Origin of the sequence: Aeromonas sp. R7-2 (assembly GCF_040908105.1) — a bacterium.
Lineage (GTDB): Bacteria > Pseudomonadota > Gammaproteobacteria > Enterobacterales > Aeromonadaceae > Aeromonas > Aeromonas caviae.
This window is the reverse complement of the sequence record NZ_JBFODC010000036.1, coordinates 44,792-66,693: the sequence shown is the minus strand read 5'-3', so window position 1 is coordinate 66,693 and position 21,902 is coordinate 44,792. Positions and strand designations below refer to the sequence as shown.

Sequence of the window (21,902 nt, the reverse complement as noted above, 5' to 3'; positions counted from 1 at the left end):
AGCGACTCGCTCACCTCAAGTCTAAGTCCATTGTTGACATAACTAAGGGCCCCGCCTCGGGGCCCCATATAAAAAAAGCCAAGAAAATCCAACCTTTACTTCAAATGAGAGCAGCAGTTATGAACTTGAAACATTCTCTGTTAGCCATTGCCATGTCTACCGTTTTCGCCGGTCCCGCACTTGCAGCCGATGCTGCCAGGCAAGCGGTGGTCGACGCCCTCGCCAGCAACCTCGTCGTCAAGTACGAAGTCGTCACCAATGACGGTGCCGGCGCCGGTCTTGACTGCCAGGCCCTGGGCTCCGAGTGGGCAAGCTGCGGCGTTGCCAAGCTGCACCTGACCAATACCGGTGCCGACGTCACCTCCAAGGACTGGAGCATCTATGTCTCCTCCATCCGCCGCATCCAGCGGGTGGACAACGACCAGTTCACCATCACCCACCTGACCGGCGACCTCTATCGTTTGACGCCGACCGAGAAGTTCCAGGGCTTTGCCAAGGACGCCACGGTCGAGGTGCCCCTGGTGGTGGAATACTGGGTATTGTTCGAATCTGACATCATGCCGAACTGGTATGTCGCCAGTGAAGGGGCCGAGCCGAAAGTGCTGGCCAGCATGAGCAACATCGACGATGCCAGCACCTACGAGAAGCCGATGCCGGCCGATGGCTGGAAGCGCACCAAGGATGACAACAACATCCTGATGAACAGCGAGACCCGTTTCGCCGCGAACCAGACCAGTACCCTGCTGCCTGCCGGCAAGATTGACGACCGCATCCTGCCAAGCCCGATGAAGCAGGTGGTCAAGGCCGGCCCGCAAGTCGACTTCTCCACCATCAAGCTCAATGCCCTTGACCTGCCGAGCGATCGCGCCGAGGCCCTGAAGGCGCAACTGACCAAGCTGGGTGTTACCCTCTCCGACACCGGCTACCCGGTCACCATCAAGCTCGGCAGCAAGCTCAAGCAGGCCGAAGGCTACGACATGACCATCGGCCAGAAGGGCACCGTCATTCAGGGGCACGACGTTGACGGCGCCTTCTGGGGCGCCCAGTCTCTGATCTCTCTGCTGGGCGTTGACGACAAGCTGGTGAGTCAGATGAGCGTCGAGGATGCGCCGCGCTTTGAATACCGGGGCATGCAGACCGACGTGGCCCGTCACTTCCGAAGCCCGGAGACCATGAAGAAACTGGTGGATCAGATGTCCGCCATGAAGCTCAACGTGCTGCACCTGGGGCTGACCAACGATGAAGGCTGGCGTCTGGAGATCCCGGGCCTGCCGGAGCTGACCGACGTCGGCAGCCAGCGTTGCCATGACGAGTCCGAAACCAAGTGCCTGATGCCGCAGCTCGGCTCCGGCCCCACCAGCGACAACCAGGGCTCCGGTTTCTACAGCAAGGCGGACTACATCGACCTGGTACGCTATGCCAAGGCGCGCGGTGTGACCGTGATCCCCGAGATCAACATGCCGGCCCACGCCCGTGCCGCCGTGGTCTCCATGGAGGCACGCTACAAGCGTCTGATGAGCGAGGGCAAAGAGGCCGAGGCGAACCAGTTCCGTCTGACTGACCCGGCCGATACCTCCAACGTCACCTCGGTGCAGTTCTACGACAAGATGTCCTTCATCAACCCCTGCCAGCCGGGTGCCGCCACCTTCGTGGCCAAGGTGATGGATGAAGTGGCCCAGATGCACCAGGCCGCCGGCCAGCCGCTGACCGCCTGGCACTACGGTGGTGACGAGGCGAAGAACATCATGCAGGGCGGTGGTTACCAGGATCCGGCCGTCACCAAGAAAGAAGAGCTGGTGGCATGGAAGGGCAACGTCGACTCCAGCAAGCAGGACAAGCCGTTCGGCAAGTCCCCGATGTGCCAGAAGATGATCGACGATGGCAAGATCAAGGACGTGGCCGAGCTGCCGGTCTACTTTGCCAAGGAAGTGAGCGAGATGGTCAAGGGTCACGGCTTCTCCACCCTGCAGGCGTGGGAAGATGGTCTGAAATACGCCAACAGCGCCAAGGACTTCGCCACCGACAACACCCGTGTCAACTTCTGGGAAACCCTCTACTGGGGTGGCTTCAACGAAGCGATGAAGTGGGCGCACAAGGGTTATGACGTGGTGCTCTCCAATCCGGATTACCTCTACTTCGACTTCCCGAACGAGGTACACCCGGCCGAGCGTGGCTACTACTGGGCAACCCGCTTCAACGACACCCGCAAGGTGTTCGCCTTCGCCCCGGAAAACCTGCCGCAGAACGCCGAGACCTCGGTTGACCGCGACGGCAACGCCTTCGTGGCCAAGGGTGACCAGGATCCGGTCAAGTTCAAGGGGATCTCCGGTCAGCAATGGAGTGAAACCGTGCGCACCGATGCCCAGTACGAGTACATGGTCTACCCGCGCATCTTCTCCGTGGCCGAGCGCGCTTGGCACAAGGGCGGCTTCGAGCTCGATTACGTGAAGGGTCGCGAGTTCTCCGGCACTACCAAGCATGTCAACAAGGCCACCCTGAACAAGGAGTGGAACCAGTTTGCCAACGTGCTGGGTCAGCGAGTGCTGCCCAAACTGGACCAGGCCGGGGTGGAATATCGCCTCTCCGTACCGGGTGCCAAGGTGGTGAACGGTGTGCTGGAAGCGAATGTGGATCTGCCGGGTCTGCCCATCCAGTACAGCCTGGATGGCAAGAGCTGGAGCGCCTACGACGCTGCCGCCAAGCCGACCGTGGATGGCAAGGTCTGGCTGCGTACCACCAGCTTCGATGGCAAGCGTACCAGCCGCGTCACCGAGCTGAACTGATAGCTCTCAATCCATAACGCAAGGTGGGTCGCAAGACCCGCCTTTCCCAAGGTCGATGGCCATCGGGTTTGGGAAAGGTTGACTCTGCGTGTGAACCTTTGTTGTGTGTGTTTTGTCTGTTTTTCATCACTTGAGACCCCGCCCCGTGCGGGGCTTTTTTTGACCAGGATCTCTGCAATTTCTCCCGTTTCGCCGTTTTTGGTGCGCCAATGACCCGAATTGGCCAAATTCAGGTTGAGGCAGGGCGCGTAATGAGGGATCATACCCGGCTTGACGGCGGGGGTATGAGGGTGCCAGCCGGCACAACGTCCGCCAGTGACGCATTTTTGAGGTGAGCCATGAGTCAGGCGAACAGCCCAACTAACTTTATTCGTCAGATCATTGATGAAGATCTGGCCAGCGGTAAGCACAGCAGCGTGCATACCCGTTTCCCGCCGGAGCCGAACGGTTATCTCCATATCGGCCACGCCAAATCCATCTGCCTGAACTTCGGCATCGCCCGCGACTATCAGGGTCAGTGCAACCTGCGTTTCGATGACACCAACCCGGCGAAGGAAGACATCGAGTTCGTGGAGTCCATCAAGCAGGACGTCCAGTGGCTGGGCTTCCAGTGGAGCGGCGAGATCTGCTACTCCTCCGACTATTTCCACAAGCTGCACGGCTACGCCATCGAACTCATCGAGAAGGGACTGGCCTATGTGGACGAGCTCTCCCCGGAGCAGATGCGCGAATACCGCGGCACCCTGACCGCCCCTGGCAAGAACAGCCCGTTCCGCGATCGCAGCGTGGAAGAAAACCTGGCCCTGTTCGCCAAGATGAAGAACGGCGAGATGGCCGAAGGGAGCGCCTGCCTGCGCGCCAAGATCGACATGGCATCCCCCTTCATGGTGATGCGCGATCCCGTCATCTATCGCATCAAGTTTGCCCACCACCACCAGACCGGTGACGAGTGGTGCATCTACCCGATGTATGACTTCACCCACTGCATCTCGGATGCCCTGGAGGGGATCACCCACTCCCTGTGTACCCTGGAGTTCCAGGACAACCGTCGCCTGTATGACTGGGTGCTGGACAACATCAGCATCGACTGTCACCCCCGTCAGTACGAGTTCTCCCGTCTGAACCTCGAATACACCGTCATGTCCAAGCGCAAGCTGAACCTGCTGGTGACCGAGGGGCACGTGAACGGCTGGGATGATCCGCGCATGCTGACCGTCTCCGGTCTGCGCCGCCGTGGTTACACCCCGGCCTCCATCCGCGAGTTCTGCAAGCGCATCGGTGTGACCAAGCAGGACAACATCGTCGAGATGAGCATGCTGGAAGCCTGCATCCGCGACGATCTCAACGAGAACGCCCCGCGCGCCATGGCCGTGCTGCACCCGGTGAAGGTGGTGATCGAGAACCTGGCGGCCGACGAGGTGCTGACGGCGCCTGCGCACCCGAACAAGCCGGAGATGGGGACCCGTGAGCTGCATTTCTCCCGCGAAATCTTCATCGACGAAGCGGACTTCAAAGAGGAAGCCAACAAGCAGTTCAAGCGGCTGGTGCTGGGCAAGGAAGTGCGCCTGCGCAACGCCTACGTCATCAAGGCCGAACGGGTCGAGAAGGATGCGGACGGCAAGGTCACCTGCATCTACTGCTCTTACGACCCCGAGACCCTGGGCAAGGATCCGGCGGACGGCCGCAAGGTGAAAGGGGTGATCCACTGGGTCAGCGCCACTCACTCCCTGCCGGCCGAAGTGCGTCTCTACGACCGTCTGTTCAAGGTGCCGAACCCGGGCGCCGAGGATGACTTCGAAGCGGCTCTGAATCCGGAATCCCTGGTGATCATCGAAGGGGCCCGGGTGGAAGCTTCCCTGAAGGATGCCAAGCCGGAGTTTGCCTACCAGTTCGAGCGTGAAGGTTACTTCTGCGCCGACAACAAGCTCTCCAGCGCCGAGCGCCTGGTGTTCAACCGCACCGTGGCCCTGCGTGACGTCTGGGGCAAGGCCGAGGTCTGATAGAATAGGGCAGGGGAAACCCTGCCGCTTCTGATCCGGATTGCGGACACAAAAAAGCCAGCATCATGCTGGCTTTTTTATTGCGCCGACCCGGCCGAATCAATCGTCGTGCTTGCAGTCACCGTTGGCGCAGTGGCCATACAGGTAGAGGCTGTGGTTGGTCAGACGGATGTTGTGCGCCTTGGCGATGTCGCGCTGGCGCTGTTCGATCACCTCGTCGGAGAACTCGATCACCTTGCCGCAGTCGAGGCAGACCAGGTGGTCGTGGTGCTCCTGGGTGGCCAGCTCAAACACCGACTTGCCCCCTTCGAAATGGTGACGGGTGACGATACCGGCATCATCAAACTGGTTGAGAACGCGATAAACGGTAGCGAGACCAATCTCCTCGCCCTGATCGATCAGCCGTTTGTACAGATCTTCCGCACTGGTGTGCTGGCAGTCCGGCTGTTGCAGGATTTCCAGGATCTTGACACGGGGCAAGGTGATCTTGAGCCCGGCCTTTTTTAACGCTTGGTTGTTGTCTGCCATTTCTATTTATTCGCATTCTCGAAGGTGTGGTTATTCTGATTGACTGCCGCTGTAATGGCAACCACGAACTCGCTTGGCCTGTCATTATAGGTCGTAGCCAAGTTAAAAATAAACCCAGCAATTCAAGGGCTTTAGCTCATCAAGCCCGTCATGGGAATATTCAGGCCCGCTTGCTCGACCAGAGAATGTTGATACTATGTGACTTCTTTATAGTCTGGTCGGATGAGATCCATGGATTGGCTTTTCGGCAATGCCGCCTGGGTGCGCTGCGCCCTCAACGCCTGGCCCCCCTTTTGGGGTGCAGGCATCAAGATAGAAACCCTGAGCCCCGATTTTCGCTTCTGCCGGGTCACTCTCAAGTCCCGCTGGTGGAACAAGAATGCCAACCGGACCCAGTTCGGTGGCAGCATGTTCGCCATGACGGATCCCATCTACCCGTTGATGCTGATGGGCTATTTCAAGAACCGCTACTACGTGTGGGACAAGGCGGGCAGCATCAATTTCATCAAGCCGGGCAAGGGCAAACTGGTGGCGGAGTTCACCCTGAGCGACGCCAAGCTGGCATCGATCGTGGCGGCGACCGAGGGGGGGGAGAAGCACTTTCCCGAGTTCGAGGTGCAGGTGCAGGATGGCCAGGGCGAGCTGGTGGCCCAGGTGAAGCGCACCCTCTATGTCAGATCCAAGCCCCAGCACAGGGGTGGCTGAAAGCCTGCTGCAGATGCAACAAGGGCCCCGTCGGGGCCCTTGTTGCATGAAGAGGGAGGGAGATCAGATCACTCCAGCTCGCCCAGGCACATCTCTTCGTGCAGCTGTTTGCACCAGCCCTTGACGCGCTCGGCAGTCAGCTCCGGCTGGCGATCTTCGTCGATGCCCAGGCCCACGAAGTGCTTGTCATCCACCAGTGCCTTGGAGGCTTCGAACTCGTAGCTCGCGGTCGGCCAGTGGCCGATGATGATGGCGCCCTTGGCTTCGACGATGTCACGCAGGGTGCCCATGGCGTCGAGGAAGTACTCGGCATAGTCTTCCTGATCGCCGCATCCGAAGATGGCCACCAGCTTGTTGTTGAAGTCGATCTCTTCGAGCTCGGGGAAGAAGTCGTCCCAATCGGCCTGGGCTTCGCCGTAGTACCAAGTCGGGATGCCGAACATCAGCAGATCGAAGCTGTCGATGTCGGCCTTGCTGCTCTTGGCAATGTCACGGACTTCAATCAGTTGTTTGCCCAGTTCTTTCTGGATCATCTTGGCGACAGCTTCGGTATTACCGGTATCGCTGCCGAAAAACAGACCTACACTAGCCATAGTGTTTCGTTACCCGTATCTGGTGTTGATGCTTGACGGTTCAGATTGCGATGCCTGCTGCATGAGCAGACTCGATCTGTTGCTTCAGGATAGATTGGATCAGCTCGGCTCGGCTGACGTTCTGTTGCAGCGCAAGTTGGTTCAGGCGCTCCAGCAACTCGGCTTCCACCTTTAACTCGACCCGTTTCAGCCCGTTCTCACGATCGCGCTTGAGCTGGTTGCGCTTGTTGATCTTGAGCTGGGTCTCGCGGGGGAGTGGATTGGTCTTTGGCCTGCCGGGGCGCTTCTCAGTTGCGAACAGATCCAGTGTTGTTCGATCAGTTTGCTGTTTGGCCATACATCACAGATGAAAAGTAGTTAGCCGATCCCTGAGCCTTCCCAGCCCATTTCGATCAGCCCCTTGGCGACAAAACCCGCGCAACCCAGAAACAGCACCAGCCAGACGACGAAGCGGCCGAAGCGGGGCACATTGCCCCGTTTGAGCACGTCCTGAATGGCCAGACCAATCAGCAGGAAGATGGCCACGAAGAACAGTTTCAGGCCCAGACTCTCGATGAGATCGATGTGTTCACTCAGCATGGATTGCGCGCACTCCTTAAGACGGGCGCACTATATCACAAAGGATTTGAAACTGTTAACCGCCTGTCGACAGGAAATCCACAACCAGTTTGTTGAACAAAACCGGCTTTTCCGCGTGCAGCCAGTGACCCGTGCCGGCGATGACGCGGGCCTTGGCGGCCGGGAACTGGGCCATCGCGGCCCCGGTGTATTCGGGCAACATATAGTCGGAGTCGCCCCCCTTGATGAAGAGTGTCGCGCCTTCGAAGCGGCGTTCATCGTCAGGCCAGCCCATGATGTTGGCGTAGTTGCGCTCAAGGGCCGGCACGTTGAAACGCCACCCCCATCCAGACTCCCCTTTGGCGAAGGATTTGAGCAGGAACTGGCGCACCCCGGCGATCTCGATGTGCTCGGCCAGCATGGCTTCCGCCTCGCTGCGGCTCTGGGGGGGCGTGGCCAGCGTGGCATTGAGCCCGGCAAACACGTTCTTGTGGCGGGCGTGGGGATAGGCCACCGGGGCGATGTCCGCCACTACCAGCTTGCTGACCCTGTGAGGGGCCTGCTTGGCGACCTGCATGGCGACCTTGCCCCCCATGGAGTGGCCCACCAGGGCCACCTGCTCAAGTCCAAGATGGTCCAGCAGGGCCAGGATGTCCGCCGCCTGGGCCGGGTAGCTCATCTCGTCCGAGTGAAAGGAGGCGCCGTGATTGCGCAGATCGACGCTGATGACCCGGTATTGTTCGCTGAGGGGGCGCGCCAGCAGGCCGAGGTTGTCCAGGCTGCCAAAGAGGCCATGGATCAGCACGACAGTCGGGCCTTCGCCCTGATCCTTGAAGTTCAATCGTGGATATTGTTGCAAAATGACACCTTATCGGTCGTGGGCTCTATCGCCATACTTTTTAACACACTGAAAGAAAAGGATTTCATTCCTGGCGGGGGATTTTTTTGTGGTTTTTTTTCAAAAATATCTCCCCGGGATCGGCTATCAGTGCGGGGGATCACACACTTGGCCCGTCATTATGCCGTATTCTCAAGGAGATTCATGCACATCTGTCCGCCCCTTGCTTGGGCTGCCGGGTCTGCCTATGTATAATCGCCGCATCCGAATTTCGACGAGTCCAGCGCATCCCTATGAAAACCATCGAGCTTGATGACGATCTCTACTTCTTTATCGCGAGCCAGACCCGGCACATCGGCGAGAGTGCGTCCGATATCCTGCGTCGCCTGCTGGAGCAACCCGCCCAGGCTGGCACGGCAACCGTGGCGGCCGCGCCTGCGATGCAACCGCAACCCGTGGCCGATGCCATGGGGCTGGAGGCACTGCTGGATTCCGGCGAGCTTCAGAAAGAAGAGAAGTCCATCAACCGCTTCATGCTGGTATTGAGCACCCTCTATCGGGACAACCCGGAAGGTTTCACCCAGGCGACCGAGATAAAAGGGCGCAAGCGCGTCTATTTCTCCCGTGACCCGGAAGCGCTGCGTGCCAGTGGCAGCACCACCAAGCCCAAGCCGGTACCGGAGACCCCGTTCTGGGTGATCACCAATACCAATACCAGCCGCAAGCAGAACATGGTGGCCCAGCTCATGAACAGCATGGGTTATGACGAGGATCTGACGGCTCGGGTGTGCGGCGCCGTTTAACCCATCAATGACTTCAGGCCTTGCCGGGCAAGGCTCAGCTCAAGGAAAACGCCATGGCACAGCATTCCCACGCCGGTCAGCCGGCTCGTCTTTGCGATCTGACCAACATTCCCCGTCTGGTCAGCGCCTACTACCTCAACAAGCCGGACATGAGCCGCCCTGAGCAGCGGGTCGCCTTCGGCACCTCCGGTCACCGCGGCAGCGCCCTGCACAGCGCCTTCACCGAATCCCACATTCTGGCGGTGACCCAGGCGCTGGTGGAGTACCGCCAGCAGGCCGGTATCACGGGGCCGCTGTTCGTTGGCATGGATACCCATGCCCTGTCTGAATCCGCCTTTGCCAGCGCGGTGGAAGTGCTGGCGGCCAACGGTGTCGAGACCCGCATTCAGGCCGGCCTCGGCTTCACGCCGACCCCGGTCATCTCCCATGCCATCCTGCGCCACAACGCAGGCAAACCCGTGGCCCAGGCGGACGGCGTGGTGATCACCCCGTCCCACAACCCGCCGGAAGATGGTGGCTTCAAATACAACCCGCCCCACGGCGGTCCTGCCGAAGGCGAGATCACCAAGTGGGTGGAAGACCGCGCCAACGCGATCCTGGAAGCGGGCCTGGCCGGTGTGAAGCGGATGCCGTTTGCCGAGGCTCTCAAGAGCCCGTTCGTGGTGGAACACGACTATGTCACCCCTTATGTGGATGATCTCGAGAACGTGCTGGATCTGGCCGCCATCAAGCAGGCTGGCATCAAGATAGGCGTGGATCCGCTGGGTGGCTCCGGCGTCGCCTACTGGGACGTCATCGCCAGGCGCTACGGTCTGGACATCGAGGTGGTGAACTACAAGGTCGACCCGACCTTCTCCTTCATGACCCTGGACAAAGACGGCAAGATCCGGATGGACTGTTCCAGCCCGTTCGCCATGGCGAGCCTGATTGCCCTGAAAGACAAGTTCGACATCGCCCTTGGCAATGACCCTGACTACGACCGTCACGGCATCGTCACCAAGGCGGGCCTGATGAATCCGAACCACTATCTGGCGGTGGCCATCCAGTATCTGTTCACCCACAGAACCGGCTGGCCCAAGGGGGCGGCCGTCGGCAAGACGCTGGTCTCCTCTTCCATGATCGACCGGGTGGCCGGCGAGATCGGTCGCACCCTCAAAGAGGTGCCGGTCGGCTTCAAGTGGTTCGTGGACGGTCTCTACAGCGGCGAGTTCGGCTTTGGCGGCGAGGAGAGCGCGGGTGCCTCCTTCCTGCGCAAGGACGGTACCGTCTGGACCACCGACAAGGATGGCTTCATTCTGGCGCTGCTGGCGGCCGAGATCCTGGCGGTGACCGGCAAGGATCCCCAGGCCCACTACGATGCGCTCGAAGCCAGATTCGGCCGCTCCAGCTACCGCCGCATTGATGCCCCGGCCAACAGCGCCCAGAAGGCGGTGCTCTCCAAGCTGGATCCGGCCCTGGTGGAAGCCTCCACCCTGGCTGGCGAGCCCATCCTCGCCAAGCTGACCAAGGCGCCTGGCAACGATGCCGCCATCGGCGGCCTGAAAGTGGTGACCGAGAACGGCTGGTTCGCGGCGCGCCCCTCCGGCACCGAGTCCATCTACAAGATCTACATGGAGAGCTTCAAGGGGGAGGCGCACCTGGACCTCATCCAGCAGGAAGCCCAGCAGATCGTCTCCGCCGCCCTGGCCAAGGCAGGCGTTTGACCCTAACGGCAACAACCCATGTGAAAGAGGAGCCCTGGTGGCTCCTCTTTTTTTGTGTCGGGTTGACTGCGGATCAGCCGTTGTCGACGCTGCCGATGGCGGCCTTGCGGTTCTGCCAGCGCTTGAGGAAGGAGCGGGCCGGCAGCTTCATCAGGAAGAGAGAGAGCAGGATGATGCCGATGCCGAGCCACTGACGGCCATCCAGGGTTTCTCCCACCATCAGCACACCGCAGGAGACCGCCACCATGGGATTGGTGAGGGCCAGCATCCCCATCACCTCCGGGCCATGGCGTTTGAGTCCCCAGAGCCAGGCCCAGTAGGCCAGGGCCGTGTTGAGGATCACCAGCCAGATAAGCCCGGGAGTGGCGTCAGCCTTGGGCAGGGGCATGGGGCCGGCCAGCCACCAGGCCAGCGGGATCAGCATCAGGCCGCCCAGCAGCAGCTGCCAGGCGGTCAGAGCCAGCAGATCGTCCACCGGCCAGCGTTGCATCCAGCGGCTCGACTGGCCGATGAGCAGGGTGGCGAGCAGGGCGCACGCCACGCCGACGGGATCCAGATTGGCAGAGGGATTGAGCAACAAGAGCACCCCGACGAGCCCCATCACCCCCAGCAACAGCCACTTGAGCGTCGGTCTGACACCGTCTTGCAGCCAGGCCAGCCCCATCAGGATGAGGGGCAGCGTCGCTCCCAACGTACCCGCCACGGCGCCGGGCAGGCGAAACGCCGCCACGAACAGCAGGGCGAAGAAGGCGGTGATGTTGCAAAACGCCAGCAGGAACTGCCTGCTCCAGACGAGAGGCGGTCTGCGGGGATGGAGCAACAGCAGCAGCACCCCGGCGGGGAGGGCGCGCCACACGGCCACCCAGTAGGGGGAGTAGTCGGTCAGGTAGAGACTGACGACGGCATAGGTGCTGCCCCAGAGCAGGGGGGCGAGCAGGGCGATCAGCAGCGGCATGGTTATCTCGTAACAAAGTATCTTTAAGTAAAGATACATTAGCCGCGAGTTGGTTTATTATCAAGTATCTTCATGTAAAGATAATGGAGCCCGAATGGAGAGTGATCATGTAGATCAGCTGCTGGCCCAGTGGGCCCGGCAGCGCCCGGACCTCGACTGCACCCCCATGGGGGTGCTGGGGAGGGTGGCGCGCATGGCGGCGATCGCCGGGCGCGAAGTGAGCGAGACCCTCAAGGAGTGCGGTCTGCTGGGGTCTGACTTCGATATCCTGGCGACCCTGCGTCGGGCCGGTGAGCCGCTGACCCCGACCGCGCTCTACCAGTCCGCCATGCTGAGTTCAGGGGCCATGACGGCCCGGCTCGACAAGCTGGAGCAGCGTGGCCTGATAAGACGTGAAGCCTCCCCCGATGACAGACGCAGCCTGCTGGTCTGCCTGACGGAGCCGGGGCGGGAGCTGGTTGACCATGCGGTGGAACAGCACGTGGCGAACGAGCGCCGCCTGCTGGCCCCATTGAGCCTGGCCGAACAGGAGCAGCTGGCCGCCCTGCTCAAACGCTGGCTGCTGGAAAACGAATAAAAAAAACGGGCCTGCGGGCCCGTTTTCGTTGGTATTGAGGCTGACTCAGTAGCTGCCTCTGGCATCCCTGACGGCAAGGCCAAGCTGCCATACCGCCATGGCGTAGTGGGTGCTGTGGTTGTAGCGGGTGATGGCGTAGAAGTTCGGCAAGCCGTACCAGTACTGGTAACCGGTGCCGACATCCAGACGCAGCAGGCTCGCCTCCTTGTGATTGCCCAGATTGCCGGTGGGAGCCAGCCCGGCTCCGCGCAGGGTGGCCACCGGGTAGCGGGTCTGGAAGCCGTGCTCATAGCCCGGCAGCTGTCCCTGGCCGCGTACTGCCACCGGCTGCCCTTTCTCCCAGCCGTGGGCCTTGAAGTAGTTGGCCACGCTGCCGATGGCATCCACCGGATCCCACAGGTTGGTGTGGCCGTTGCCGTTGAAGTCCACCGCGTAGTTGCGAAAACTCGACGGCATGAACTGGCCGTAGCCCATGGCCCCGGCATAGGAGCCCTTGGGTTCGGTGGGATCCATCCCCTCATCCCGGGTCATCACCAGGAAGGCTTCCAGCTCGCCGGTGAAGAAGTCGGCGCGGCGCGGGTAGTCAAATGCCAGGGTCGCCAGGGCGTCGAGAATGCGGGTCTTGCCCATCACCCGACCCCAGCGGGTTTCCACCCCGATGATGCCGACGATGATCTCGGGTGGCACCCCGTAGATCTGCTGCGCCCGGTTGAGTTCACTCTCGTATTCACGCCAGAAGTTGACGCCGTTCTGCACGTTGTCCGGGGTGATGAACTTGGCGCGGTAGCGGTTCCAGGCGCCGGTCGGGCCGGTGGGCGGTCTGGTGGTGGGGGCCTGGGCGTCCATCAGCTTGATGATCCAGTCATAACGCTCGGCCTGGGCCAGTACCCGGTGCAGCTCGGCGCTGTCGAAACCGTGCTTTTGCACCATCCGCTGCACGAAGTTGTCCACGTTGGAACGATTGGCGAAGTCCCCCTTGCTGACCCCGGGCTGGCTCACCTGTCCGTAGAAGGGTTTGCTCGGCGGCGTCTGGTTGATGAAGGCGCTGTTGGGTTGGGGTTTGACCACGGGCTTGGGCGCCGGCGTGCTGCTGCAGCCGTAGATCAGGGGAAACAGGGAGAGGACACAGACAAGGCGACGCATAGGGTTCTCGTGAGCCTGAAAAAGAGTGCCGTCATGGTAAAACATTGGCGTGCAGGCGCAAGTGCTCCGTGCCGGCGCGCCCCCCGGGATCCCGTCAGCGCAGGGTGTGGTAGCCGCTCCAGATCCGGGTCAGGGTCGTGATGGCACAGAGCAGGGCGAAACCGTAGGCCAGTGGCACGAAGGCGGCAGGCCAGAGGCACATGAGCACGAAGAGGGCGATGGTTTCGCTCCCCTCGGTAAGCCCGCCCAGATAGTAGAGGGATTTGTGGTGGTAGACGGGGCTCTCGATGCCCCGCTTGCCCGCCATGATGGCAAAGGCCAGAAAGCTCGATCCCGTGCCCATGAAGGCGAACAGCAGGGTGGCGGCGGCCAGGGCGTTGGCCGGGTCGGCGAGGGCAAAGCCCAGTACCACGGCGGCGTAGAAGATGAAATCCAGCGTGATGTCGAGAAACCCGCCGCAGTCGGTGATGCCCGTTTCCCGCGCCACGGCGCCATCCAGCCCGTCCAGCAGCCGGTTGAGCAGAATCGCCGCCAACGCCCACTGATAGCAGCCAAAGGCCAGCAGCGGCAGCGCCAGCATCCCGATGAGAAAGCCGGCGAGGCTCACCTGGTTGGCACTCACCCCGGCCCGGCACAGGGGGCGGGCGAGCGCGGCGAGGGGGCGGCGGATAACCGGAATCAGGTGGCGATCAAACAAGGTGGTGCTCCTCTTCTGGGATGACTGGGGGGATCAACTGCAAGATGGTGCCCGGCGCATCCTCTTCGTCGTGGGTCACCAGCAGCGCGGGGATGGCCTGCGTGCGCAGGCGCTCGAACACCAGGGTTCTGAATGCCGCCCGCAGCGGCTTGTCGAGGCGGGAGAAGGGCTCGTCCAGCAGCAATGCCCTGGGCTCGGCCAGCAGGGCACGCAGCAGGCTGACGCGGGCTTTCTGGCCGCCTGAGAGCGCCCTGGGCAGCTTGTCCGCCTGAGCCTCCAGCCCGACCTCGGTCAGCGCCTCGCGGGCCCGGGTCTGCCTTGCCGCCATCCCCTTGAGATGCGCCGGCATGCCGAACATCAGATTTTCGGCCACCGTCAGGTGGGCAAACAGCAGGTCATCCTGAAACAGGATGCCGATGCCCCTCTCCTGGGGGGGGAGCAGGGTGAGGCGATGTGCGCCGAGCAGGATGTCCCCGGTCAGCCGGATGGGCCCCCCGGGTGGCAGCACTCCCGCCAGGGCCGCCAGCAGGGAGCTCTTGCCACAGCCGCTCGGTCCCATCAGGGTGAGCACCTCGCCCGGGGCCACCCTGAGGGGAGGGAGCGTCAGCAGGGGGGCGCCGTCGAGGAAGAGGGTGAGTGCGGAGGTATGCAGCATCGGGTCAGGGCCTCAGGGCGGGGTTGATGCGCCGCGGCAGCCAGAGCGCCAGGGCATAGATGAAAAGGGGCAGCAGCAGTTGCAGCAGGCCGTAGAGCCCCGCCAGCCGCCGGTTGAGGCCGCTGCCGATGGCCACCGCCTCCGTGGTGATGGTGACGACCCGCCCGCCCCCGAACAGCAGGGTCGGCAGGTATTGGGCCAGGCTCACCGCCGCTCCGACACCGAAGGCGAACAACAGGGGACGGGCGAGCAGGGGACCCTTGACTCGCCACCAGGCCCCCCAGGGGCTGGCCCCGAGCGTGAGGGCCACCCGGGTGAGGCGCTCGTCGAACTGGCGATAGGGGCCGTGCAGGCAGAGATAGACGTATGGAAAGACGAAGATCAACTGGCTCCAGAGTACCCAGCCAGGGCCTATGCCAGTGAATCCCAGCCCGTCGGTCTGAAGGCGCAATCCAAACAGCAGGCTGGCCTGGGGCAGCAGCAGAGGGAGGCAGACAAGCCAGAGGGTGCGTGCGGCGCGGCGCGCAGGCAACGCCTCGAGACAGAGCACCGCCAGCAGCAGGGAGAGCGCGGCGCAGAGCAGGGCCAGCCACAGACTCTGCCACAGCAGCGGGCCCAGGCTCGGCAGCAGAGCCAGCCAGTGGTGGCTGCTCCATTCACTCGGCCAGAGGGCGGGAAAGGACCAGCGCCGGGTCAGGGACCAGAGCAGCAGGGCGGCGAGCACCAGCAGATTGGTCAGGAGCAGCCCCCACACGCCGATGCGGGCAATGAGTGCGGGCCAGGGCGAGGCGGGGGCGCGTCGCCCATCCAGCCAGCGTGCCTTGCCGAGGGTGAGGTGGGTCCGCTCCAGCAGCCTGAGGGCGCCAAGCAGCAGCAGGTTGAGGGCGAGCAGCAAGAGGGCGCCGCTGGCACTGGCGCCGCGCCAGGCGGGGTCGGCATCCTGATACCAGAGCCAGAGTCGCACCGCCAGGGGCGGCGGGGCATCCGGCCCCAGCAGCAGGGCGAGATCCACCACCGCCAGACCATAGGCGGCCACCGCGTAGAGGGGCAGTCGCAGGGCGGGCCAGAGGGCGGGCAGCAGCAGGCGCCACCAGATCCGGGGGGCACTGAAGCCGAGGCTGGCCCCCAGCCACTGCTGGCGCGCCACCTTGGCGGGATCCAGTGCCGCCAGCGCCATCAGCAGCAGGAAGGGGGTCTCCTTGAGGATGAGCACCACGATGAGGCCAAGGCCCCAGGGATCCTTGAGGGTTTGCCAGTCCGGGGGCTGATGGGTGAGGTCAAGCAGGGGGGCGACGAGGCGCAGCAGCCAGCCGGAGGGAGCGATCAGAAAGGCGATGCCGATGGCAAAGGCGACGTGGGGAAGCGCCAGCAGGGGGGAGAGCAGGCGGCGCAGCCAGCGCATCCAGGGACGCCCGTCCCCCTGGGCGAGTAGCAGGGCGGTGGCGCCGAGGGCCCCCAGGGTGGAGGCGCCCGCCACCCAGAGGCTCAACCCTGCGGAGTGCCAGAGTCCGGGCTGGGGGAGCAAGAGGGATAGATTGGCGGGGGTGAGTCCCTCGATGACCAGCAACAGCAGGCCCCCGGCGAGCGGGATCCCCAGCAGCAGGGCTCCCAGCATCAAAAAGGGCAGCAGGAGGAGAAGAGGGGCGCGCGCCTGCATGATGGATCAGTGGCCGTAGCGCTCGGCCCAGGCCGCTTCCAGCCGCGTCTGCCAGCTGGGGTGGGGCTCTGCCACTCCCTTGAAGCGCAATGCCGGACGGGTCTGGCCTGGCAGCGCCTCCTGGCGCAGCACGCTGGGATCCCCCCAGAAGGCGGGGTCGCTCTTGCGCGCCTGGGCGGCGGGGCTCAGCAGGAAGTTGACCACCACCTTGGCCCCGGCCCGGGCGGAGGCATTGAAGGGGATGGCGAGGAAATGGCTGTTGGTGAGCGCCCCTTTCTCCATGGCGATGGCCTGGACGGTGGGGGGCAGGGTGCCGTTTTGCACCGAACTCTGGGCTTCCCCCGGGTTGAAGCTGATGGCTATGGCCAGCTCGCCGTCATCGAGCAACTGCCTGGTTTCGGCGGCGCCGGTGGGGAAGAGCCTGCCCTTTCGCCAGAGCGTGGGGTGAAGCTGGTCGAGCCAGGCCCAGAGAGGGGCGGTGATGCGAAGGAAGTCGGCATCGGTCGCCTCTTGATAGAGGGGCGCCGGATCCGGTGTCAGCTCCAGCAGGATCTGCTTGAGAAAGCTCGAGCCGTGAAACTGGGGAGGCTTGGGGTAGGTGAAGCGGCCGGGGTGAGCCTTGGCCCAGGCCAGCAGGGCGGCCGCCGAGGTGGGAGGAACGTCTACCTGGTCGCCATCCACCATCAGATTGAGCTGGCCTATGCCCCAGGGGGCCTCCAGCCCCTCGACCGGCACGGTGAAGTCTTCACTCACCGGCAGGGCGGTGTCCACCAAGGCCATGTTGGGCAGCTCGTCGGTAAAGGGGGCCCCCAGCAGCCCCTGCTCCTTGAGCGCCTTGAAGTTCTCGCCGTTGACCCAGAGCAGGTCGATGGGGCCGTTCGACGTCTTGCCAGCCTGCTTGCCGGCCAGCAACTGGCTCACGCTCTGGGCGATGTCATCCACCTTCACCTGCACCAGCTCGACCTGGTACTGGCGAGCGATCTCCTGCCTGGCCCACACCAGGTAGGCGTTGATCTCGGGGCTGCCCCCCCAGGCGTTGAAGTAGACTGTCTGCCCCCTGGCGGCCAGCAGGGTCTGCTGCCACGATGCGTCATTGGCGTGGAGCGGGGAGGTCAGCAGCAGGGGGACAGCTGCCATCAGGGGACGGAGCAGGGCGCGAAGTCGGGTCTTGAACATGATGGTTGCCTCGTCAGAGTCAGGCGCCGCGGCGCCAGCGGTGATAACGGGCCAGCAGCGCCAGCAGGCGCCCGGGCTGGCGGGCACGGCGCCAGGCGCCAGCCACGTACTTGTTCCCCTCCATCAGGGTGGGGTAGGGGTGAACGGTGGCGAGGATCTTGCCAAGTCCCAGGCGGTGGCGCATGGCGAGGGCAAACTCGGCGATCCGCTCGCCGGCGTGAGCACCCACTATGGTGGCCCCGAGTATCCTGTCACGGCCCGGCACCGTCAGCACCTCGACAAAGCCCCCTGACTCGCCGTCGGCGATGGCTCTGTCCAGCTCGGCCATCTCGAAGCGGGTCGACTCGAAGGGGATGCCTCGGGCCAGAGCCTCTTTCTGGTTGAGGCCGACCCGGGCTATCTCCGGACTGGTATAGGTGGCCGCCGGCATGACCCTGTAGTCTGCCCGAAAGCGCCTGAACTGGCCAAAGAGGGCGTTGATGGCGGCATACCAGGCCTGATGGGCGGCAAAATGGGTGAACTGGTAGGGGCCGGCAACGTCCCCCACCGCCAGGATGCTGGGGTAGTTGGTGGCGAGGAAGCCGTCGATGGCCAGGGTGCCGCCGGGTGCCAGTTCAACCCCCAGCGCCTCCAGCCCGAAACCGCTCACGTTGGCCTCCCGGCCAAGGGCCAGCAGCAGCTGGTCCCCCTCAACCACCAGCGTCTCGTCCCCCCGGCGCAGGTACAGCCGGATGGGCAGGTTGGTGTCTTTACCGTCCATATACCCGGCCGAGGTAGCCTGCCAGCCGAGGTGCAGGGTGACGCCGTCGTGCTCCAGCTGCGCGGCCAGGGTCCCGGCGATGTCCCTATCTTCCCGGGGCAGCAGCTGAGGGCCTTGCTCCACCAGGGTGACGGGGATACCGAGCAGGGCCAGGCTCTGGGCCAGCTCGCAGCCGATGGGGCCTCCTCCCAGCACCAGCAGATGGCGGGGGGGCTCACGCAGTCGCTGCCAGATAGTGTCGGAGGTGAGGTAGGGAACCCTGTCCAGCCCCGGCAGTGCGGGCACCCGGGGGCGGGCGCCGGTGGCGATCACGATATGACGGCTGGTCAGGCGCCTGCCGTTGACCTCCACCTCCCAGGGGGAGGTGACTCGCGCCCGCCCCTGGATGCACTCCACCCCAAGTCCTTCATAGCGCGCCACCGAGTCGTGGGGTTCGACCTCCTCGATGACCCGGGCGACCCGCGCCATCACGGCGGCGAAGTCGGCGCGGCTCTGGCTCGGGGTAAAACCAAGCTCCCCGGCCTTGCGCTGTTCAATGGCGAAGCGGGCGCTTCGGATCAGCGCCTTGGAGGGGACGCAGCCGGTATGGAGGCAATCCCCCCCCATCCTGTGCTGCTCGATGAGGGCCACTCTGGCTTTCACCGCGGCGGCGATGTAGCTGGTGACCAGGCCTCCGGCGCCGGCGCCTATCACCAGCAGGTTGTAGTCAAAGCGCGCCGGCTTGCGGTAGGGGGCGTGCAACCGATAGAGGGCGAGACGGCGCTGCAAGGCACGCATCAGCCAGGGCATCAGGCCGAGCAGGGTCAGGGCGGCCAGCAGGCCGGGGGAGAAGAGGTTGCCTGTGCTGGTGAGGGTAGCCAGCTCGCTTCCCGCCAGCACGTAGACGAGGGTGCCCGGCAGCATGCCGAGCTGGCTGACCCAGTAGTAGGTGCTGACTCTGATGGGGGTGAGCCCCATCACCAGGTTGACCAGAAAGAAGGGGAAGAGGGGGATGAGGCGCAGGCTCAGCAGATAGAAGGCCCCCTCCTTTTGCATGCCGGCCTGAACGCTCGCCAGCTTGTCGCCAAAGCGTGTCTCGACCCAGTCCCGCAGCAGGAAGCGGGCGCTGAGAAAGGCCAGGGTGGCGCCGAGGGAGCTGGCAAAGGAGACCAGCAAGAGCCCCCACAGGATGCCGAAGACGGCGCTGCCCGCCAGGGTGAGCAGGGCCGCCCCCGGCAGGGAGAGGGCGGTGGTGAGCACATAGATCACCAGAAACAGCAGGCTGGCTGCGACAACATGGCGGTCGACCCAAAGGGCCAGGCGCGCCTGATGAACCTGCAACTGGGTGAGGCTCAGATAGTGGTCAAGGTCGAGGGCAAAGAAGGTGCCGACCAGGGCCCCCATCGCCAGCAACAGCAGCAGGCGTGCCTGGTTCATCCCTGCCCCTTGTCGAGGGGGCGCTCGGGTTGCACCGGCAACTGGCAGAACCCCTGGGGAGCGATGTCGAGAGCGGCATTGAACTTGGCGGACATGTTCTGGAAGGCGATGAGGCCGGTGAGCTCCACCAGGGCGTCGTCATCGAACCAGGGCTTGAGGCGGGCGGCCTGCTCGTCGCTCACGCCATCCAGCCCGGTCATGGCCTCGGCATAGTCCAGCACGGCCCGCTCCCGCTCGTCGAACAAGGGGCTGTCGCGCCACCGGGCCAGCGCCTCCACCTTGTCGCTGGAGCCTGCCCGCTTGACGAGGGTCATGGCGTTGATGTCGACACAGAAACGACACCAGTTGAGCTGGGAGACCCGCACCGTCACCAGGGAGCGCAGCACGGGGTCGATGGGGGAGCGCTTGCGGTTGATGACGCCGTAGAGGGTGGCGACCGCGGCGAACAGCCTGGGGGAGCGCCCCCAGCACTTGCCCGGGATCAGCACCTGACCGTAGTTGCGTTTCTGCAGCCAGAAGAAGGGGCGGATGAACCAGGCGTAGGCCCGGTCCGGTTTGACCTCAATGCGCATCTTGTTCCTCTTTGAGCTTCTCCATCTTGGGCTTGTAGGCCCCGCCCAGGCGCTCGTTCAACCGATTCAGGAAATCGATGATCCGTGCCCGGTTGACCCCCAGATCGCTGCGCCCCTGGCGCGAGGCGGAGCGCATGTCGATACGGGTCTCTTTGGGCCCGGCAAAGACCCGCAGGGCCACGTCATCCTGAAACCCGAACCAGCCGGTGGTGACGACGGCATCGATACCCTCGCTGCCCGGGCGAACCTGCCAGCCGAGCTCCGTCATCAGTTCCTCGGCTTCCGCGAGCACTTCGACCGGGGATGCCCGGGTATAGAGAGGACCGGGGTTGCCTGGAAATAGTTGCAGGGGCGGGGGGGAGACCGGGAGATCCTCCGGGCTTCTGAGCTGCTCGGCCCACTGGAGCCGTGGCGGATGGTAGGGATCCGTGCTGACGTCGTTGGTGAGGGGGGAGCGCAGCGCCTGGACGAGAAACAGCAGGGGCAACAGCAGGGGAGTTATGCCCCAGATATCCGGCCAGAGGTTGGTGGTGCGGCGATAACGCCAGGGCAGGCGCAGCAGCAGCACGAGGCTGAGGAGGGCGCTGGCGAGACAGAGGATGAAGCCGAGCCACCAGGGCCAGAGATGGGCACGGCTGCCAAGGGCCCCGCAAAGGGGCAATAGCCAGGTCAGCAGCGGCCACCACAAAGAGCTGTGCATATGAGGGATCCACGGGACAGGATGGAACTATGCCCAGAAGGATAAACTTAATTGCCTGATAACGTTAGTAAATGATCATCAATCCCAGGCGTGCGGCTCAGAGAACCGATGGCCTCGTCGCCCTGGATCAGCTGCGATAGAGCACCTTGATGAGGTGGAAGCCGAACTTGGTGCGCACCGGCCCCAGCACGGTCAGCAACTCCCCCTTGAACACGGCATCGTCGAAGGACTTGACCATGTCCCCCTTGGAGAACTCTCCCAGATCGCCGCCACGCTTGCCGGAAGGGCAGGTGGAGAAACGCTTGGCCATCTGGCTGAAATCGGCGCCCTTGGCGAGCTTCTCCTTGATCTCCAGACACTGTTTCTCGGTCTTGACCAGGATGTGCTGGGCACAGGCTTTTTTCATCGGAATGCTCCTCGGCGAGGGGAAAGGGGGCGCAAGATTACTGCAATTGCGCCTCCACGTCAGCCCCTCGGGCGCGAGACCCGGCTCCGGGGGCCGGTGGCCAGGGGGGCCCTGGCCCGGGATTGCCAGAGGATCTCCAGCCCCAGCAGGGCATAGAGGCTCCAGATGGCCAGGGGGTTGAGCCAGTTGCCCCCCATCTGCAGGGTGGCCAGGGCTGCGCTCACCAGCAGCAGGACTATGCCGGGCAGGCGCCAGTGGGCAGACAGGGGGGCGAGCAGGGCCATGCCCAGCAGCAGGGCCAGGCCAAAGGGCAGATTGAGCGCGGTGAAGGCGAGGGCCTGCTGGCCGTTCATGCCGGTCAGCAATGCCAGCAGGGCGCTGCAGCAGGCCAGGAAGGTGATGAACTCGAGTCGGTCGGCGATGTAGTCAGCCAGTTGTTCGCTACGTAGGTGCATGGGGTCTCTCCTGCGATGATTGGGATCAGTGTGGGACAGGCAGGAGCGCAGGGGCAGCGGGATAAATCGATTGAATTGAACGAAGCTTTAGTGCCATCTATTCAAGTGATTGATTTAAACTTATTTTCCTGTTCAATAGCAGGCAGGGTGGGGAAGAGGGCACGGAGCAAGTCGAGGGGGACGGGTTGACGAAACCCGCCGGATGCGGGGTGTCCGACAAGA

At 63.4% G+C, this 21,902-nt stretch carries 22 protein-coding genes; 6 read left to right on the top strand and 16 right to left on the bottom strand.

The genetic code is table 11. The annotated features are described in order from the left end of the window. The first annotated feature begins 119 nt into the window (after positions 1-119). On the top strand, positions 120-2,783 hold the full coding sequence (locus tag AB5Y47_RS15625; RefSeq protein ID WP_043155196.1) for a beta-N-acetylhexosaminidase: 2,664 nt from the start codon (positions 120-122) through the stop codon (positions 2,781-2,783). A gap of 338 nt (positions 2,784-3,121) precedes the next feature. Next, a complete protein-coding gene (gene glnS, locus AB5Y47_RS15620) occupies positions 3,122-4,783 on the top strand; it encodes a glutamine--tRNA ligase (RefSeq protein ID WP_042878130.1) in 1,662 nt (553 codons plus the stop codon). 99 nt (positions 4,784-4,882) lie between these two features. Here the strand turns inward: glnS and fur are convergent, their stop codons facing one another. Then, on the bottom strand, positions 4,883-5,311 hold the full coding sequence (fur, locus tag AB5Y47_RS15615; protein WP_010674102.1) for a ferric iron uptake transcriptional regulator: 429 nt from the start codon (positions 5,309-5,311) through the stop codon (positions 4,883-4,885). A gap of 231 nt (positions 5,312-5,542) precedes the next feature. On the opposite strand from fur, the gene AB5Y47_RS15610 reads away from it, so the two are divergent. Further along, positions 5,543-6,016: a DUF4442 domain-containing protein gene (locus AB5Y47_RS15610; protein WP_010674103.1), complete on the top strand. Its 474-nt coding sequence runs from the start codon at positions 5,543-5,545 to the stop codon at positions 6,014-6,016. Between the two features lie 68 nt (positions 6,017-6,084). Here AB5Y47_RS15610 and fldA read toward each other — a convergent pair whose 3' ends face one another. From fldA to AB5Y47_RS15590, 4 genes are read right to left on the bottom strand one after another with little or no spacing between them, the layout of a single operon-like run. Further along, positions 6,085-6,609, bottom strand: coding sequence for a flavodoxin FldA (gene fldA, locus AB5Y47_RS15605; RefSeq protein ID WP_010674104.1), 525 nt, complete (start codon positions 6,607-6,609; stop codon positions 6,085-6,087). A 40-nt stretch (positions 6,610-6,649) separates the two neighbouring features. After that, positions 6,650-6,946, bottom strand: coding sequence for a LexA regulated protein (gene ybfE / locus AB5Y47_RS15600; protein ID WP_005325670.1), 297 nt, complete (start codon positions 6,944-6,946; stop codon positions 6,650-6,652). Positions 6,947-6,966: 20 nt separating this feature from the next. Continuing rightward, on the bottom strand, positions 6,967-7,188 hold the full coding sequence (locus AB5Y47_RS15595) for a DUF2788 domain-containing protein (RefSeq protein WP_042077338.1): 222 nt from the start codon (positions 7,186-7,188) through the stop codon (positions 6,967-6,969). 55 nt (positions 7,189-7,243) lie between these two features. Continuing rightward, a complete protein-coding gene (locus AB5Y47_RS15590) occupies positions 7,244-8,008 on the bottom strand; it encodes an alpha/beta fold hydrolase (RefSeq protein WP_041215535.1) in 765 nt (254 codons plus the stop codon). A gap of 290 nt (positions 8,009-8,298) precedes the next feature. Between AB5Y47_RS15590 and seqA the strand changes: the two genes are divergently transcribed. Together seqA and pgm are read left to right on the top strand one after the other, a co-directional pair. Continuing rightward, the gene (gene seqA / locus AB5Y47_RS15585; RefSeq protein WP_010674108.1) at positions 8,299-8,808 is read left to right on the top strand and encodes a replication initiation negative regulator SeqA; all 510 of its coding nucleotides are present in this window, start codon (positions 8,299-8,301) and stop codon (positions 8,806-8,808) included. Between the two features lie 53 nt (positions 8,809-8,861). Further along, entirely contained in the window at positions 8,862-10,511 is a 1,650-nt protein-coding gene (gene pgm, locus AB5Y47_RS15580; RefSeq protein ID WP_010674109.1) for a phosphoglucomutase (alpha-D-glucose-1,6-bisphosphate-dependent), read from the top strand. A 73-nt stretch (positions 10,512-10,584) separates the two neighbouring features. On the opposite strand, the gene AB5Y47_RS15575 is transcribed toward pgm, so the two are convergent. Continuing rightward, the gene (locus AB5Y47_RS15575) at positions 10,585-11,466 is read right to left on the bottom strand and encodes a DMT family transporter (protein WP_043154179.1); all 882 of its coding nucleotides are present in this window, start codon (positions 11,464-11,466) and stop codon (positions 10,585-10,587) included. 94 nt (positions 11,467-11,560) lie between these two features. On the opposite strand from AB5Y47_RS15575, the gene AB5Y47_RS15570 reads away from it, so the two are divergent. Then, the gene (locus AB5Y47_RS15570) at positions 11,561-12,043 is read left to right on the top strand and encodes a MarR family winged helix-turn-helix transcriptional regulator (protein ID WP_042017340.1); all 483 of its coding nucleotides are present in this window, start codon (positions 11,561-11,563) and stop codon (positions 12,041-12,043) included. A 45-nt stretch (positions 12,044-12,088) separates the two neighbouring features. Here the strand turns inward: AB5Y47_RS15570 and mltB are convergent, their stop codons facing one another. The 10 genes from mltB to AB5Y47_RS15520 all read right to left on the bottom strand — a co-directional run bounded on the left by mltB (position 12,089) and on the right by AB5Y47_RS15520 (position 21,680). Further along, positions 12,089-13,186 (bottom strand): lytic murein transglycosylase B, encoded by a 1,098-nt coding sequence (mltB, locus tag AB5Y47_RS15565; RefSeq protein WP_043154181.1) that lies wholly within the window; start codon positions 13,184-13,186, stop codon positions 12,089-12,091. A 94-nt stretch (positions 13,187-13,280) separates the two neighbouring features. Continuing rightward, a complete protein-coding gene (locus AB5Y47_RS15560) occupies positions 13,281-13,883 on the bottom strand; it encodes a CDP-alcohol phosphatidyltransferase family protein (RefSeq protein ID WP_043154183.1) in 603 nt (200 codons plus the stop codon). Further along, on the bottom strand, positions 13,876-14,538 hold the full coding sequence (locus AB5Y47_RS15555) for an ATP-binding cassette domain-containing protein (RefSeq protein WP_043154184.1): 663 nt from the start codon (positions 14,536-14,538) through the stop codon (positions 13,876-13,878). The genes AB5Y47_RS15560 and AB5Y47_RS15555 overlap by 8 nt, the downstream gene beginning before the upstream one ends. Positions 14,539-14,542: 4 nt before the next feature. Further along, complete coding sequence (locus tag AB5Y47_RS15550) at positions 14,543-16,153, bottom strand: ABC transporter permease (RefSeq protein WP_368220373.1); 1,611 nt, start codon at positions 16,151-16,153, stop codon at positions 14,543-14,545. 48 nt (positions 16,154-16,201) lie between these two features. After that, a complete protein-coding gene (locus AB5Y47_RS15545; RefSeq protein ID WP_368220372.1) occupies positions 16,202-17,371 on the bottom strand; it encodes an ABC transporter substrate-binding protein in 1,170 nt (389 codons plus the stop codon). A gap of 19 nt (positions 17,372-17,390) precedes the next feature. Then, positions 17,391-19,547: an FAD-dependent oxidoreductase gene (locus AB5Y47_RS15540; RefSeq protein WP_368220371.1), complete on the bottom strand. Its 2,157-nt coding sequence runs from the start codon at positions 19,545-19,547 to the stop codon at positions 17,391-17,393. Continuing rightward, entirely contained in the window at positions 19,544-20,119 is a 576-nt protein-coding gene (locus AB5Y47_RS15535) for a carboxymuconolactone decarboxylase family protein (RefSeq protein WP_039039829.1), read from the bottom strand. Before AB5Y47_RS15535 ends, AB5Y47_RS15540 begins: the two co-directional genes overlap by 4 nt. Beyond that, complete coding sequence (locus AB5Y47_RS15530) at positions 20,109-20,819, bottom strand: DUF1499 domain-containing protein (RefSeq protein WP_043154191.1); 711 nt, start codon at positions 20,817-20,819, stop codon at positions 20,109-20,111. Before AB5Y47_RS15530 ends, AB5Y47_RS15535 begins: the two co-directional genes overlap by 11 nt. A gap of 127 nt (positions 20,820-20,946) precedes the next feature. Beyond that, positions 20,947-21,225 carry a peptidylprolyl isomerase gene (locus AB5Y47_RS15525; protein WP_010674120.1) on the bottom strand — a complete coding sequence of 93 codons (279 nt, stop codon included), beginning with the start codon at positions 21,223-21,225 and terminating at the stop codon, positions 20,947-20,949. 59 nt (positions 21,226-21,284) lie between these two features. Next, positions 21,285-21,680 (bottom strand): hypothetical protein, encoded by a 396-nt coding sequence (locus AB5Y47_RS15520; protein WP_048207312.1) that lies wholly within the window; start codon positions 21,678-21,680, stop codon positions 21,285-21,287. Positions 21,681-21,902 lie beyond the last annotated feature (222 nt).

What these genes read in the sequence shown, in the direction of transcription:
- glnS (WP_042878130.1), top strand. Translation starts at nt 3,122, where the DNA reads ATGAGTCAGGCGAACAGCCCAACTAACTTTATTCGTCAGATCATTGAT.
- AB5Y47_RS15520 (WP_048207312.1), bottom strand. Translation starts at nt 21,680, where the DNA reads ATGCACCTACGTAGCGAACAACTGGCTGACTACATCGCCGACCGACTC.
- AB5Y47_RS15530 (WP_043154191.1), bottom strand. Translation starts at nt 20,819, where the DNA reads ATGCACAGCTCTTTGTGGTGGCCGCTGCTGACCTGGCTATTGCCCCTT.
- fur (WP_010674102.1), bottom strand. Translation starts at nt 5,311, where the DNA reads ATGGCAGACAACAACCAAGCGTTAAAAAAGGCCGGGCTCAAGATCACC.
- AB5Y47_RS15545 (WP_368220372.1), bottom strand. Translation starts at nt 17,371, where the DNA reads ATGTTCAAGACCCGACTTCGCGCCCTGCTCCGTCCCCTGATGGCAGCT.
- AB5Y47_RS15555 (WP_043154184.1), bottom strand. Translation starts at nt 14,538, where the DNA reads ATGCTGCATACCTCCGCACTCACCCTCTTCCTCGACGGCGCCCCCCTG.
- AB5Y47_RS15570 (WP_042017340.1), top strand. Translation starts at nt 11,561, where the DNA reads ATGGAGAGTGATCATGTAGATCAGCTGCTGGCCCAGTGGGCCCGGCAG.
- AB5Y47_RS15525 (WP_010674120.1), bottom strand. Translation starts at nt 21,225, where the DNA reads ATGAAAAAAGCCTGTGCCCAGCACATCCTGGTCAAGACCGAGAAACAG.
- ybfE (WP_005325670.1), bottom strand. Translation starts at nt 6,946, where the DNA reads ATGGCCAAACAGCAAACTGATCGAACAACACTGGATCTGTTCGCAACT.
- AB5Y47_RS15550 (WP_368220373.1), bottom strand. Translation starts at nt 16,153, where the DNA reads ATGCTGGGAGCCCTGCTGCTGGGGATCCCGCTCGCCGGGGGCCTGCTG.
- AB5Y47_RS15540 (WP_368220371.1), bottom strand. Translation starts at nt 19,547, where the DNA reads ATGAACCAGGCACGCCTGCTGCTGTTGCTGGCGATGGGGGCCCTGGTC.
- fldA (WP_010674104.1), bottom strand. Translation starts at nt 6,609, where the DNA reads ATGGCTAGTGTAGGTCTGTTTTTCGGCAGCGATACCGGTAATACCGAA.
- AB5Y47_RS15575 (WP_043154179.1), bottom strand. Translation starts at nt 11,466, where the DNA reads ATGCCGCTGCTGATCGCCCTGCTCGCCCCCCTGCTCTGGGGCAGCACC.
- AB5Y47_RS15625 (WP_043155196.1), top strand. Translation starts at nt 120, where the DNA reads ATGAACTTGAAACATTCTCTGTTAGCCATTGCCATGTCTACCGTTTTC.
- mltB (WP_043154181.1), bottom strand. Translation starts at nt 13,186, where the DNA reads ATGCGTCGCCTTGTCTGTGTCCTCTCCCTGTTTCCCCTGATCTACGGC.
- AB5Y47_RS15595 (WP_042077338.1), bottom strand. Translation starts at nt 7,188, where the DNA reads ATGCTGAGTGAACACATCGATCTCATCGAGAGTCTGGGCCTGAAACTG.
- seqA (WP_010674108.1), top strand. Translation starts at nt 8,299, where the DNA reads ATGAAAACCATCGAGCTTGATGACGATCTCTACTTCTTTATCGCGAGC.
- AB5Y47_RS15535 (WP_039039829.1), bottom strand. Translation starts at nt 20,119, where the DNA reads ATGCGCATTGAGGTCAAACCGGACCGGGCCTACGCCTGGTTCATCCGC.
- AB5Y47_RS15610 (WP_010674103.1), top strand. Translation starts at nt 5,543, where the DNA reads ATGGATTGGCTTTTCGGCAATGCCGCCTGGGTGCGCTGCGCCCTCAAC.
- pgm (WP_010674109.1), top strand. Translation starts at nt 8,862, where the DNA reads ATGGCACAGCATTCCCACGCCGGTCAGCCGGCTCGTCTTTGCGATCTG.